Below are 13,219 nucleotides of genomic sequence, written 5' to 3'. Positions count from 1 at the left end.
TGGTCCATCCCGATCATGGCGGTCCTGAACTAGTCTGACGGAGGCACTGACTTAGTCGACCCTTATCGCCTGCTCGCCGGAGATTCCATGCGTCTGCAACGGTTCGCCCAGCTCGTCCGCCCGTCGGTCCTGGCCGTGATCGCGTGAGCGTCAACGGCGGCCGCCTGCCCGACGGGGCGCAGGGCGTGCAGACCCGGCTGCTGTACGAGCTGGAGGCCGTGGTCGAGGAGAACCTCAACCGGCACATGGCCATCGCCAAGGACTGGATGCCGCACGACTACATCCCGTGGAGCCGGGGCCGGGACTTCGCCTTCCTCGGCGGCGAGGACTGGGTGCCGGAGGATTCCCCGCTGGACCCGGTGGCCAAGACCGCGATGGTGGTCAACCTGCTCACCGAGGACAACCTGCCCAGCTACCACCGCGAGATCGCGACCCGGTTCGGCCGGGAAGGCGCCTGGGGGCAATGGGTCGGGCGGTGGACCGCCGAGGAGGGCCGGCACGGCATCGCGCTGCGCGACTACCTGGTGGTCACCCGCGGGGTCGACCCGGTCAAGCTCGAGGCCCTGCGGATGGAGCACATGACCGCCGGCTACGACTCCGGCGAGAAGACGATGCTGCAGGCCGTCGCCTACGTCTCGTTCCAGGAGCTGGCCACCCGGGTCTCGCACCGCAACACCGGCGCCTCCACCGGCTGCCCGGTGGCCGAGCAGCTGCTCGGCCGGATCGCGCAGGACGAGAACCTGCACATGATCTTCTACCGCAACCTGGTGCAGGCCGCCCTGGACCGGGCGCCCGACGAGACCATGTGCGCCATCCGCGACGAGGTCGTCGGCTTCACCATGCCCGGCGCCGGGATGACCGACTTCCAGCGCAACTCGGTGACCATCGCCAAGGCCGGCATCTACGACCTGCGGCTGCACCACGACGCGGTGATCATGCCGGTGCTCAAGTACTGGAAGGTGTTCGACCGCGACGATTTCGGCCCGGCCGGCGAGCAGGCCCGGATCGAGCTGGCCGACTTCCTGAACACGCTGGACGCCCAGGCCACCCGCTTCGTCGAGCAGCGGGACCGGCTGCGGGCCCGCGAGGCGGCCCGGGCCAACCGCTAGCCCGGCTCAGCAGGCCGGCTCGCGCCGGCTCAGGCCGGCTGGGTGAGGATCTCGGCGCCGGCCCGGGTGATGGCCACGGTGTGCTCGGAGTGCGCGGTGCGGCAGCCGGTGCTGCTGCGCAGCGTCCACCCGTCGCGGTCCACGGTGAGCCGGTCGGTGTCGGCCATCACCCACGGCTCGATGGCCAGCAGCATGCCGGGCTTGAGGGTCAGGCCGCGGCCGGGCCGGCCGTTGTTGGGCACGTGCGGATCCTGGTGCATGGTGGTGCCGACGCCGTGGCCGCCGAACTCGGTGTTGACCCGGAAGCCGGCGCCGGTCAGCACCGTGCCGATCGCGTGCGAGATGTCGCCGATCCGCTTCCCGGGACCGGCCGCCGCGATGCCGGCGGCCAGGGCCCGCCGGGTGGTCTCGATCAGCCGCTGGTCGGCCGCGTCCGGCTGCTCGCCGACCACGAAGCTGACGGCGGCGTCGGCCACCCAGCCGTTCAGGCTGACCGCGAAGTCCAGGGTGAGCAGATCCCCCGCGCGCAGCGCGTAGTCGTGCGGCAGGCCGTGCAGCACCGCATCGTTGACCGAGGTGCAGATGACCTTGCCGAACGGGCCGCGGCCGAACGACGGGGCGTAGTCGACGTAGCAGGAGACGGCGCCGGCCCGGGCGATCAGCTCCCGCGCCCAGGCGTCGATGTCGAGCAGGTTGGTGCCGGGCCCGGTCCGCTCGCGCAACTGGGCCAGGGTGGAACCGACGAAGCGCCCGACCGGGCGGGCCGCCTCCACCTGGGCCGGACTGAGCACCTGGATCACGACACGACTCCCTGACGACGACGGTATAAAAATCCCGGTACTACTATACCGGCATGGTCCGGGTTCCCCTCACCGCCGACGAGCTGCGCCGTGGGCGCGCGCTCGGCGCCCTGTTGCGGCAGGCCCGCGGGACGCGGACCCTGCTCGACGTCGCCGGCGCGGCCGGCATCTCCCCGGAAACGCTGCGCAAGATCGAGACCGGCCGGATCCCCACCCCGTCGTTCACCACGGTCGCGCTGCTGGCCAGCGAGGTCGGCATGTCCCTGGACGAGATCTGGGCCGAGCTGGACCCGGCCGGCCGGTCCGACCCGCTGGGCGAGGCTTCCTGATGGCCGGCCGTGATGGCTGGCTCTGATGGGTGCCCGGCGGGGTCCGGCGATGGCCGGTGAGTCCGGCGCCGCACCCGGGAACCGCGCCGTCCGGCGGCTGCGGAGCCTGGCCGGCCTGCCGCCGATCGACCGGGCCGCGTTCGGCGCCATCGCCCGGACGGAGCTGCCGCAGATCGCCCGGATCGTCATCGTCGCGGCCGTCGGCTGGCAGGTGTGCCTGTGGCTGGGCGCGCAGGACCCGCCGATCTACGCCGTGCTGGTGCCGCTGGTCAGCCTGAAGTCCGACCCGTTCTCCGCCTTCAACCTGTCCTGGTCCCGGCTGGTCGGCGTGCTCATCGGGCTGCTGCTGGGACTGGCCGTGCTGCGCGTCATGTCGCCGGGCCTGCTGGCCATCAGCGTGGTGCTGGCCGCGTCCCTGCTGCTGGGCATGCTGGTCCGGATCGGCAACCAGCCGAACATGCAGGTCGCGGTCTCGGCCCTGCTGGTGTTCAGCAACCCCGACGCCAGCGCCTACGGCCTGACCCGGCTGTGGGAGACCGGGGTGGGCACCGCGGTGACCGCCCTGCTCACCCCGTTCCTGTTCCCGGCCGATCCGCGGGTGGCCGCCCGGGCCGAACTCGCCGCCATCGCCCAGGCCCTTACCTCGGGCCTGCGCGACGCCACCCGGATCGCCGGAGAAACGGGCCGGTCCGTGCTGGACGGGACCCGGGAGATGCTCGGCGTGATCGAGCGGCTCGATCAGGCCCAGGAGCGGATCCGCACCATGCAGGCGCAGATCACCAGCGCCGCTCGCTCCGCGGGCTGGAGCGTGCTGCGGCGCGGCGCCCTGCGCGAGGTCGGCCGGCTGGAGCCCACCCGCCAGCTGGCCGCCCGCAGCGCGGTGAACATCCAGGCGTTCGCCGAGGAGGTGATGACCTTCGCCGAGCGGTTCGACTTCGACCAGGACGCGCAGCTGCGGCCGGACTCGTTGCGCGAGCTGACCGAGCCGCTGGCGCAGGCCCTGGACGACGCCCTGGCCGGCCGCGAGTACGCGGCCGCGCTGGCCCGGGCGCGGGCGGCCCGCCAGGCGTTCGTGGCCGGTGAGCACACCCGGGTCGCCTCGATCACCCGCCGGCCGCTCAACCGGATCCTGGAGGACCTGGAGCGGGCCGGGACGGCCGAGCCCCCGGGTTCAGCGGGTGCGGTCCATGACGTAGCGCACCAGTGAGGCCAGCGCGTCCTTGGCCGACGAATCGGGCAGCAGGGCCAGCTCGGCGGCGGCCGCGTCGGCGTAGCCGGACAGCGTCTGCCGCGCGGTGGCCATGCCCGGCGAGGCCGTCAGCAGGGTGACCGCCTCGGCCAGGTCGGTCTCGGACCGGATCGGGCCGGCGACCAGCTCGCGCAGCCGCGGGTCGGCCGCCGGATCGCCCAGGGTGTACAGCGCGGGCAGCGTCCGCACCCCTTCGCGCAGGTCGGTGCCGGGGGTCTTGCCCGAGTCGGTGGAGCAGATGTCCAGGATGTCGTCGGAGATCTGGAAGGCCACCCCGACCGCCCGGCCATACCGGCGCAGCGCCAACACGTGCTCCTCCGGGGCGCCGGAGAAGATCCCGGCGTAGCGGGCACAGGTGTCGATCAGCGACGCGGTCTTCTCGTCCAGCACCCGCAGGTGATGGTCGATCGGGTCCTCGTCCGGGCCCGGTCCGACCGTCTCCCGGGTCTGGCCGGTGACCAGCTCGGCGAACGTCTCGGCGATGATCCGCACTGCGTCCTCACCCAGGCTGGCGACCAGCCGGGAGGCGTGCGCGAACAGGAAGTCGCCGGTCAGGATGGCGATCGAGTTGTCCCAGCGGGCGTTGGCCGACTTGGCGCCGCGCCGGATCTGCGCCTCGTCCATGACGTCGTCGTGGTAGAGCGTGGCCAGGTGGATCAGCTCCACCACCGCGGAGGCGACGACCACTTCCTCGGCGTCGGGGCGGGGCCCGACGCCGGCGGCGACCAGGGTGAACAAGGGGCGGAAGCGTTTGCCGCCGGCGTGCATCAGGTGCGAGGCGGCCTCGGTGACGAAGCTGAACTCGCTGATCAGTTCGCGTTCGAGCAGGTCCTCGACCCGACCCAGGCCCGCGGCCACGCGCGCCGACAGGTCGGGGTCGGTGAGCTGGATGCCGGCGAGCATGGTCGGGGCGTTCACACCCACGAGCCTATGTCAGGCCGGCCGGTGCTCCCGCCTCGCCGGGACGCCGGCTTCGCCGGATCGGTCACCCCAGTGGCGTTCACGACAGCAGGGGGACCGGGATGGTCAGCAGATCGAGCACCGGACCCGGGAACAGGCCGAGCCCCAGGGTGACGATGACCGCCACGGCGATGACGATCACCGTGAGCAGGCCCGGCACGACGACGAACGGGGCGTCCGGCGCGCCGGCCCCGGCGGCCAGGAAGCGGCGCTCCCCGACCGCGGCCGACGGCTGGCCGCCGCCGGCGGCGACGGCCACCGGTGCGGGCGTCGGGCTGGTCGTCACCGGGTCGGCGAAGTACATGACCACGACGATCCGCAGGTAGAAGAACGCGGTGATGGCGGTGGCGATCATCGCCAGCACCACCCACGGGCCCAGCCCGGCCTGCATGGCGGCGGTGAACACCGACAGCTTGCCGATGAACCCGGCGGTCAGCGGGATGCCGGCGAAGGACAGCAGGAACAGGCTCATCGACGCAGCCAGCACGGGAGAGCGCTTGGCCATCCCGGCCCAGTCCCCCACGTGCGAGGCCTCCCCGTCGCCCTTGCGGACCACGGTCAGGATGGCGAAGGCGCCGATGGTGGCCATGCCGTAGGTGAGCAGGTAGAACATCGTCGCCGAGGCACCGGCCTCGGACATCGAGATCACGCCGAGCAGGATGAACCCGGCGTGGGCCACCGACGAGTAGGCCAGCATGCGCTTCATGTCGGTCTGGGTGATCCCGATCACCGACCCGATCACCATCGACGCGCCGGCGATGATGGCCAGCACCGGCTGCCAGGTCCAGGTCATCGGCTCCAGCGCGACCAGGCAGACCCGCAGCATCGCGGCGAACGCGGCGACCTTGGTGCACGCGGCCATGAACGCGGTCACCGGAGTCGGCGCACCCTGGTAGACGTCCGGGGTCCACAGGTGGAACGGGCCGACGGAGGCCTTGAACAGCAGCCCGACGATCACCAGGGCCAGGCCGCCCAGCAGCAGCACGTCGCTGCTGTCGCCGGCCCGGGCCTGCGCGGCCACCGCGGCGAACTGGGTGGAACCGCAGTAGCCGTAGAGCATGGCCAGGCCGTAGGCGAAGATCGCCGAGGTGAACGCCCCGAGCAGGAAGTACTTGACCGCCGACTCCTGCGAGATGAGGCGGCGCCGGCGGGCCAGCCCGCACAGCAGGTACAGCGGCAGCGAGAGCACCTCGAGGGCGACGAACAGGGTCACCATGTCGGTGGCCGCCGGGAAGATCATCATCCCGGCCACCGCGAACAGGGCCAGCGGGAAGACCTCGGTCTGCATCGGCGCCGAGACCCGGGTGGCCAACCGGTCCCGGTGCGAGCCGATCCGGGCCGCGGCCTGGGCCACGAAGGAGCCGCCGGGCTCGGACACCTTGTCGGCCATCAACAGCAGCGACGGCAGGGCCAGCACCAGCAGCACGCCCCACATCACGTAGGTCGCGGTGTCCACGGCCAGCGCGCCACCGAAGGTCACCCCGACGTCACCGCGGTTGGCCCCCAGCAGGGTCCAGACCAGCGCCGCGGCCACCGTCAGCAGGGCCAGCACCACCTGGACCGGGTAGCGCACCCGCCGCGGCAGCAAGGCCTCGAACAGGATGCCCAGGATCGCGCCGCCCAGCGCGATCAGCACCGGCGCGGTCAGGCTGAAGCTGATCGTCGGGGCGGTGATCGGATCGGTCGGGGCCTGCGCGAACGCGGCCGCGGTCTGCACCGCGGCAGTCTGGAGCACCGTCATCACTGTCCGCCTCCCAGCGGCGCGTCGATCGCGGGCACCGGATCGGTGTACCCGGCATCGACCATGGTTCGTTCCGCCGTCGGGTTGATCACGTCCAGGACCGGCTGCGGGTACACGCCGAGCAGGATCACCAGCAGCACCAGCGGGGTCAGCACCGTGATCTCCCGGGCGTTCAGGTCCCCGAAGAGCGCCTTGACCTTGGTCCGCGCGCCGTGCCCACCCGGTTCGGCGTGCGCCGCGGCGCCGGCGGCGTGCGGCTGCCCGCCGACGGCCGCCGCGCCCACCGGCAACGGGGTCAGCGCGGGTGCGACGTCACCGTGCTCGCCGGTCCCGCCCACCGCACCGCCCTCGGTGCCGTCGGCGAGCCGGTCCTCCGGTCCGCGACCGCCGACCACGGCCGCGCCGCGCACCGGTCCGGTCATCGTCCGCTGGAAGATCCACAGCATGTAGACCGCGGCCAGCACGATGCCGATGGTGGCCAGCACGGCCCAGGCCGGGTGCCGGGAGAAGGTGCCGATGAGCACCAGGAACTCGGAGATGAACGAGTTGGTGCCGGGCATGGCGATGGTGGCCAGGGCGGCGACGAGGAAGAAGCCGCCCAGGATCGGCGCCACCTTCCACACCCCGCCGTAGTCGCCGACGAGCTTGCTGCCACCGCGGGCGGTGAGCATGCCGACGATCAGGAACAGCAGGCCGGTGGCGATGCCGTGGTTGACCATGTAGAGCGCCGCACCGGCGATCGACTGGGTGGTGAAGGCGAACACGCCCAGGGCGATGAAGCCGAAGTGGGCGATCGAGGTGAACGTGACGAACCGCTTGAGGTCCGTCTGGCCGGCCGCCACGATCGCGCCGTACAGGATGCCGATCACGGCCAGCAGGATGATGAGCCAGGCCAGCTTGCTGCTGGCCGCCGGCAGCAGCGGCAGGCAGATCCGCAGGAAGCCGAACGTGCCGACCTTGTCCAGCACGCCGACCAGCAGCGTCCCGGCGCCGACCGGCGCCTCGGTACCGGCGTCGGGCAACCAGGTGTGCAACGGCACCAGCGGCGCCTTGATCGCGAACGCGATGGCGAAGCCGGCGAAGATCCACATCTGGGTCGACTCGGGGATCTGGGCGGCGATCGACTGCAGCGTGACCCAGTCGAAGGTGCCCTGGCCCAGCACCTGCCCGGAGGCCACGTACAGGCCGATCACCGAGGCCAGCATGAGCAGGCCGCCGAGCAGCGAGTACAGGAAGAACTTGGTCGCCGCGTAGGCCCGGCGGACCCCGCCGAACGCGCCGACCAGGAAGTACATCGGGATCAGCATGACCTCGAACATCACGTAGAACACGAAGACGTTGGTGGCCGCGAACACGCCCACCATCGCGCCCTGCAGGACCAGCAGCAGCGCGAAGTAACCGCCGATGGTCCGGCCGGCCGGCAGCTTCTCCTCCCACGAGGCGCCCAGCACGATCGGCATCAGCACCGCGATCAGCGCGATCATGGTCAGCGAGATGCCGTCCACGCCGAGGCTGAAGTTGATGCCGAAGTACGGGATCCAGGTGACCGAGAAGGTCTCCCGGAACGGCACGTCCAGCTGCGACGCCGCGTCGGTGGTCGCCGCCCGGTAGGACATCCACAGGGCGACCACCACCGCCAGCTCGGCCAGCGAGAAGACCAGCGCGATCAGCTTGACCGTCTTCTCCGGAGCCCCGGACATGGCGGCCAGCACCAGCGCGCCGACGACCGGCAGGAAGATCAGGACGACCAGGTACCAGGAGTTCATGCCGACCTCACCAAAAGCAGCATGAGCACCACGACCAGGGTGCCCGCGAACATCGACAGGGCGTAGGAGCGGACGTAACCGTTCTGCCAGCGGCGCCAGCGGCCGGACAGCCCGCCGAGGGCGGCGGCGGTGCCGTTGACCAGCCCGTCGACCCCCCTGGCATCGGCGTACACCGACGCCCGGGACAACCAGATGCCGGGCCGGGCGAACAGGGTCTCGTTGATGGCGTTGCCCCCGACATCGTTGCGGGCCAGGGTGACGATCGCCGGGACCGGCATCGGCGGGGTGACCGGAACCGGCCGCCGGCCGATGAACCAGTAGGCGATGAACACGCCGACGGCCACCACGGCCAGCGTCGCGATGGTGACGACGATGGCCGGGAACGGCGGGTGCGGCTCCTCGTAGGGGCCGACCGACGGGGCCAGCCAGTTGGCCAGGCGATCGTTGATGGCGAAGAAGGCACCGGCGCCGACCGAGCCGACGGCCAGGATGATCATCGGGATGGTCATCACGGCCGGCGCCTCGTGCGGCTCGTACGCCCGGCCGGTCCCATCAGTGGACGTGAGCTGCTTCCAGCGCGGCTCACCGAAGAAGGTCATGATCATCAACCGGGTCATGTAGAACGCCGTGATGCCGGCGCCGATGAGCGCGGCCGAGCCCAGCAGCCAGCCCTTGACGCCCCCGGCCGCGAACGCCGCCTCGATGATCGGGTCCTTGGCGTAGAAGCCGTCGAACAGCGGGAAGCCGATGATGGCCAGGTAGCCGCAGGCCATGGTGGCGAAGGTGATCGGCAGCCGCCGGGCCAGGCCGCCGTAGCGGCGCATGTCCACGTCGTCGTTCATCGCGTGCATGATCGAGCCGGCCCCGAGGAACAGGCCGGCCTTGAAGAAGCCGTGGCACAGCAGCAGCAGGATGCCCAGGGCGTACACCCCGGCGCCGAGGCCGACGGCCAGGAACATGTAGCCGATCTGCGAGACGGTCGAGTAGGCCAGGACCTTCTTGATGTCGTCCTTGGCGCACCCACCGATGCAGCCGACCAGCAGGGTGACGGTGCCGATGATGGCGACGACCAGGCTGCCGTCGGCGGTGACGTCATAGATCGGCGAGCACCGGGCGATCAGGTACACGCCGGCGGTGACCATGGTGGCCGCATGGATCAGGGCCGACACCGGGGTCGGGCCCTCCATCGCGTCGGGCAACCACGCCTGCAGCGGCACCTGACCGGACTTGCCGCAGGCGCCCAGCAGCAGGAGCAGGGCGATGACGGTGACCGTGCCCGGCGACTGCTCGGCGAGCTGGTCGATGTGGGAGAAGACGCCGTCGTAGGAGACGGTCCCCATCTCCTTGAACATCAGGAAGATGGCCAGGGCCAGGCCGACGTCACCGACCCGGTTCATGATGAAGGCCTTCTTGGCCGCGGTGGCCGCGGCCGGCCGGTCCGACCAGAACCCGATCAGCAGGTAGGACGCCAGGCCGACACCCTCCCAGCCGGCGTACAGGGTGACGAAGGAGTCGCCCAGCACCAGCAGCAGCATGGCCGCCACGAACAGGTTCAGGTAGGCGAAGAACTTGCGCCGGTCGGCGTCGTGCGACATGTAGCCGATCGAGTAGATGTGGATCAGCGATCCGACCCCGGTGATCAGCAGCACGAAGGTGATCGACAGCGGGTCGACCAGCAGCCCGAAGTCGATGTCCAGGCGGCCCGACTGCATCCAGGTGAAGACGGTGACCGTGTTCAGCTGGTCGGCCGCCGGCTGGCCCTGGACGTGGAAGAAGATCGCCACGCCGAGCACGAAGGCGGCCAGCACCGTGGCGCAGCCGATGAGGTGCCCCACCCGGTCCAGCAGCCGTCCGCCGACCAGCAGCACGATGGCGCCGGCCAGCGGGAGCGCGATGAGGAGCACGGAGGCTCCGAGCAGACCCGTCACTGCATCAATTCCTTATCGAGTACCCGCATCGACATCTCGCCCACCCCTAGAACTTCAGCAGGTTCGCGTCGTCGACCGATGCGCTGCGCCGGCTGCGGAAAATGGCCATGATGATCGCCAGGCCGACCACGACCTCGGCGGCGGCGACGACCATCAGGAAGAACGCGAACACGACGCCGTTGAGGTTGCCCCAGATGTTGGAGAAGGTGACCAGGGACAGGTTCACCGCGTTGAGCATCAGCTCCACGCACATGAACACCACGATGGCGTTGCGGCGGACCAGGAAACCGACCGCGCCGATGCCGAACAGCAACGCCGACAGCACCAGGTAGTGATTCGGGCTCATCGGGTCCCCCTTTCCGGGTGGCTCGCAGGCTCGGCCACCCGGACGCGGACGCCCCGACGGTGCCGATGATTCGCTCGGCGAGCCTCACTCATCGAGCATCTCCCTGAACCGGTCCGTCACCCAGGTCGGCGTCCTCGACGCGCTGCGGGTGCTCGGCACTTTCGATCTCGGTGAGGGTGCCGCCGCTGCGGAAGCGGCGGGCGACCTGCTCGCTCTCCGACGGCTCCACCAGGTCGGACACCGACCCGGGGGCGATGGACCCGTCGGGCAGCAGCGCGGGGGTGGCGTTGGACGACGAGGTGGCGAACACCCCGGGCCCGGGCAGCGGCGACATGCGGTCCGAGCGCATCCGCTCGCGCACCCGCTGCCCCTGCGACTTGCGCTCGCCGGGCGCCTTCTCGATGTGGGTCAGCACCATCGCCCCGGTGGCCGCGGTGATCAGCAGCGCGCTGGTCAGCTCGAACGGGAACAGGTAGTCGGTGAACAGCAGCTCGGCGATCGCGCCCAGCGGGCCCCGGTCGGCGTACGCGCCGGACAGGCCGACCGCGGGCACCGCCTTGAGGGCCCGCAGCAGGCCGGTCACCAGCAGCACGACGAAGCCGATGCCCAGGACGATCGCCACGATCCGCTGCTTGCGCAGCACCTCGAACGTCGAGTCGCCGGAGTCCCGGCCGGTCAGCATCAGCACGAACAGGAACAGCATCATGATCGCGCCGGTGTAGACGATGATCTGCACGAAGCCCAGGAACTCGGCGTTCTGGTTGATGTACAGGCAGCCCAGGGACAGCATCGTGAGCACCAGCCACAGGGCCGAGTGCACCGCGCTCTTGGAGAACACCATGCCGATGGCCCCCAGCACCGCCAGCGGGGCCAGGATCCAGAACGCGATCAGCTCGGCCCCGGGATCGGTGTTCGGCGCGGAGGTCGAGGTGTCGGCCATCGCTTGGACGGCCAGCTGCAGCACACTCACGATTGCCCCCGCGTCCGAACCCGGACCGCCGCGGGATGGTCGGCCCCCTGCGGCGCCGCGACCGGCACCTCTTGGCCGGCCTGCTGGGCCTCGGACTCACGGGCCGCCCCGCCGACGCCGCCGCCACCGGGCGCCTGCCGGACCAGCTCGGGTCCGCGGGCGTAGTAGTCGTGCTCGTCGCCCAGCCGCATCGGATGCGGCGGCTGCTCCATGCCCGGCAGCAGCGGGGCCAGCAGCATGTCCTTGGTGTAGATCAGCCGCTGCCGGTCGTCGTCGGCCAGCTCGTACTCGTTGGTCATGGTCAGCGAGCGCGTCGGGCAGGCCTCGATGCACAACCCGCAACCGATGCAGCGCAGGTAGTTGATCTGGTAGTTCTTGCCGTACCGCTCGCCGGGCGAGTAACGCTCCTCGTCGGTGTTGTCGCCGCCCTCGACGAAGATCGCGTCCGCCGGGCAGGCCCACGCGCACAGCTCGCAGCCGACGCACTTCTCCAGGCCGTCCGGGTGCCGGTTGAGCTGGTGCCGCCCGTGATAGCGGGGCGCGGGCTGTTCCGGGTTCTTCGGGTAGTCCTCGGTGACCACCGGCTTGAACATGGTCGCGAAGGTGACCCCGAAACCCTTGACGGGATCAAGAAACGACATTGCTGCCTCCCGAGTTGCTGCCTCCCGGCAGGTCGCGCCCGACCCCGGCCGGGGTGAGCGCAGGAGTGGATTCGGCCGCGCGCGCGGCGGCCAGGCGGGCCCGGATCGGCGGCACCGGCACGGCCAGGTCCAGCGGCGGGACCGGGTAGGTGCCGCGGGACTCGGCCACCACCGTGCCGTCCGGTGGTGCGGATGCCACATCCTCATCGGGCAGGTCGACCACCAGCTCGGGTTTGCGTCTGGGGGGCCAGGCGATCGCCGCGACGATGATCACGGCCAGCGGGATGCCGACCCACAGCAGGACCTCGGTGGTGGTGAAGCCCTCGGCGTTGCGCAGCACCCGGACGGAGCCGACCAGCACGATCCACACCAGCGAGATGGGGATCATGACCTTCCAGCCGATGGCCATGAACTGGTCGTACCGGATTCGCGGCAGGGTGCCGCGCAGCCAGACGAACACGAACATGAACAGCAGGACCTTGATGAAGAACCACAGCATGGTCCAGTAGCCGGTGTTCGCCCACGGCAGCAGCGAGATCGGCCAGGGCGCCATCCAGCCGCCCAGGAACAGGGTGGTGGCGATCGCCGAGACGTTGATCAGGTTGATGTACTCGGCCAGGAAGAACAGGCCGAAGCGCATCGAGGAGTACTCGGTGTTGAACCCGCCGACCAGCTCGCCTTCGGCCTCGGCCAGGTCGAACGGGGCCCGGTTGGTCTCGCCGACCATCGAGACGCAGTAGACGATGAAGGACACCGGCAGCAGCCACACGTACCAGCCGGGCTGCTGCTGGGTGACGATCGCCGAGGTCGACAGGGTGCCCGCGTACAGGAAGACGGCCACGAACGACAGGCCCATGGCCACGTCGTAGGAGATCATCTGGGCGGCCGAACGCAGGCCGCCCAGCAGCGGGTAGGTGGACCCGGAGGCCCAACCGCCCAGCACGATCCCGTAGACGCCGACCGAGGCCAGCGCCAACGCGACCAGCACGCCGACCGGTGGGTCGATCAACTGCAGCGCGGTCTGCTCGCCGAACATCGTGACCTGCCCGCCGACCGGGATGATCGAGAAGATCAGGAACGCCGGGATGGCCGAGAACGCCGGCGCCAGGATGTACACCACCTTGTCCGCCTTCGCGGGGATGATGCCTTCTTTGAAGTGCAGCTTGAGCGCGTCGGCCAGGGACTGCAGCAGGCCGAACGGCCCGTTCCAGTTCGGGCCGGGGCGGTGCTGCATGCGGCCGACGACGCGGCGCTCGAACCAGATCGCGAACAGCGTCAGCAACAGCAGGATGACGAAGACCAGCAGGGCCTTGATCAGCATCAGCCACCACGGGTCGTCGGCCAGCAGCGGTTCGACCGATCCGTCCGGCAACGGCGCGG

General features: G+C 70.6%; 12 protein-coding genes. 3 read left to right on the top strand and 9 right to left on the bottom strand.

All coding sequences use genetic code 11. The features are described 5' to 3' along the window. The first annotated feature begins 143 nt into the window (after nt 1-143). Nucleotides 144-1,109, top strand: coding sequence for an acyl-ACP desaturase (locus tag NAMU_RS04950; RefSeq protein WP_015746315.1), 966 nt, complete (start codon nt 144-146; stop codon nt 1,107-1,109). Nucleotides 1,110-1,138: 29 nt separating this feature from the next. On the opposite strand, the gene map is transcribed toward NAMU_RS04950, so the two are convergent. Beyond that, nucleotides 1,139-1,909, bottom strand: coding sequence for a type I methionyl aminopeptidase (map, locus tag NAMU_RS04945; protein ID WP_015746314.1), 771 nt, complete (start codon nt 1,907-1,909; stop codon nt 1,139-1,141). A gap of 53 nt (nt 1,910-1,962) precedes the next feature. Here map and NAMU_RS04940 point away from each other — a divergent pair, with 53 nt between their 5' ends. Further along, the gene (locus tag NAMU_RS04940; RefSeq protein WP_015746313.1) at nt 1,963-2,238 is read left to right on the top strand and encodes a helix-turn-helix domain-containing protein; all 276 of its coding nucleotides are present in this window, start codon (nt 1,963-1,965) and stop codon (nt 2,236-2,238) included. 25 nt (nt 2,239-2,263) lie between these two features. Next, nucleotides 2,264-3,445, top strand: a complete 1,182-nt coding sequence (locus NAMU_RS04935) for an FUSC family protein (protein WP_041368444.1) — start codon at nt 2,264-2,266, stop codon at nt 3,443-3,445. On the opposite strand, the gene NAMU_RS04930 is transcribed toward NAMU_RS04935, so the two are convergent. From NAMU_RS04930 to nuoH, 8 genes are all read right to left on the bottom strand, one after another. Next, a complete protein-coding gene (locus NAMU_RS04930; protein ID WP_015746311.1) occupies nt 3,410-4,390 on the bottom strand; it encodes a polyprenyl synthetase family protein in 981 nt (326 codons plus the stop codon). The genes NAMU_RS04935 and NAMU_RS04930 overlap by 36 nt on opposite strands. 97 nt (nt 4,391-4,487) lie before the next feature. Further along, the gene (gene nuoN / locus NAMU_RS04925) at nt 4,488-6,188 is read right to left on the bottom strand and encodes an NADH-quinone oxidoreductase subunit NuoN (RefSeq protein ID WP_015746310.1); all 1,701 of its coding nucleotides are present in this window, start codon (nt 6,186-6,188) and stop codon (nt 4,488-4,490) included. Further along, nucleotides 6,188-7,954, bottom strand: coding sequence for an NADH-quinone oxidoreductase subunit M (locus tag NAMU_RS04920; RefSeq protein ID WP_015746309.1), 1,767 nt, complete (start codon nt 7,952-7,954; stop codon nt 6,188-6,190). Before NAMU_RS04920 ends, nuoN begins: the two co-directional genes overlap by 1 nt. Further along, the gene (gene nuoL, locus NAMU_RS04915; RefSeq protein ID WP_041369831.1) at nt 7,951-9,873 is read right to left on the bottom strand and encodes an NADH-quinone oxidoreductase subunit L; all 1,923 of its coding nucleotides are present in this window, start codon (nt 9,871-9,873) and stop codon (nt 7,951-7,953) included. Before nuoL ends, NAMU_RS04920 begins: the two co-directional genes overlap by 4 nt. Before the next feature lie 55 nt (nt 9,874-9,928). After that, the gene (gene nuoK / locus NAMU_RS04910) at nt 9,929-10,228 is read right to left on the bottom strand and encodes an NADH-quinone oxidoreductase subunit NuoK (protein WP_015746307.1); all 300 of its coding nucleotides are present in this window, start codon (nt 10,226-10,228) and stop codon (nt 9,929-9,931) included. Between the two features lie 88 nt (nt 10,229-10,316). Beyond that, nucleotides 10,317-11,198, bottom strand: a complete 882-nt coding sequence (locus tag NAMU_RS04905; RefSeq protein ID WP_015746306.1) for an NADH-quinone oxidoreductase subunit J — start codon at nt 11,196-11,198, stop codon at nt 10,317-10,319. Then, nucleotides 11,195-11,839 (bottom strand): NADH-quinone oxidoreductase subunit NuoI, encoded by a 645-nt coding sequence (gene nuoI, locus NAMU_RS04900; RefSeq protein WP_015746305.1) that lies wholly within the window; start codon nt 11,837-11,839, stop codon nt 11,195-11,197. Before nuoI ends, NAMU_RS04905 begins: the two co-directional genes overlap by 4 nt. Next, a complete protein-coding gene (nuoH, locus tag NAMU_RS04895; RefSeq protein ID WP_138180593.1) occupies nt 11,826-13,160 on the bottom strand; it encodes an NADH-quinone oxidoreductase subunit NuoH in 1,335 nt (444 codons plus the stop codon). The genes nuoI and nuoH overlap by 14 nt, the downstream gene beginning before the upstream one ends. Nucleotides 13,161-13,219: the final 59 nt, after the last annotated feature.

This window comes from Nakamurella multipartita DSM 44233 (assembly GCF_000024365.1).
Lineage (GTDB): Bacteria > Actinomycetota > Actinomycetes > Mycobacteriales > Nakamurellaceae > Nakamurella > Nakamurella multipartita.
The sequence above is the reverse complement of the archived record's forward strand: the minus strand, read 5'-3'. Positions and strand labels throughout refer to the sequence as shown.

Excerpts from the sequence above, each read along its gene's own strand:
- NAMU_RS04940 (WP_015746313.1), top strand. The coding sequence starts at position 1,963 with ATGGTCCGGGTTCCCCTCACCGCCGACGAGCTGCGCCGTGGGCGCGCG.
- NAMU_RS04935 (WP_041368444.1), top strand. The coding sequence starts at position 2,264 with ATGGGTGCCCGGCGGGGTCCGGCGATGGCCGGTGAGTCCGGCGCCGCA.
- NAMU_RS04930 (WP_015746311.1), bottom strand. The coding sequence starts at position 4,390 with ATGCTCGCCGGCATCCAGCTCACCGACCCCGACCTGTCGGCGCGCGTG.
- nuoN (WP_015746310.1), bottom strand. The coding sequence starts at position 6,188 with ATGACGGTGCTCCAGACTGCCGCGGTGCAGACCGCGGCCGCGTTCGCG.
- NAMU_RS04920 (WP_015746309.1), bottom strand. The coding sequence starts at position 7,954 with ATGAACTCCTGGTACCTGGTCGTCCTGATCTTCCTGCCGGTCGTCGGC.
- nuoK (WP_015746307.1), bottom strand. The coding sequence starts at position 10,228 with ATGAGCCCGAATCACTACCTGGTGCTGTCGGCGTTGCTGTTCGGCATC.
- nuoI (WP_015746305.1), bottom strand. The coding sequence starts at position 11,839 with ATGTCGTTTCTTGATCCCGTCAAGGGTTTCGGGGTCACCTTCGCGACC.
- nuoH (WP_138180593.1), bottom strand. The coding sequence starts at position 13,160 with ATGCTGATCAAGGCCCTGCTGGTCTTCGTCATCCTGCTGTTGCTGACG.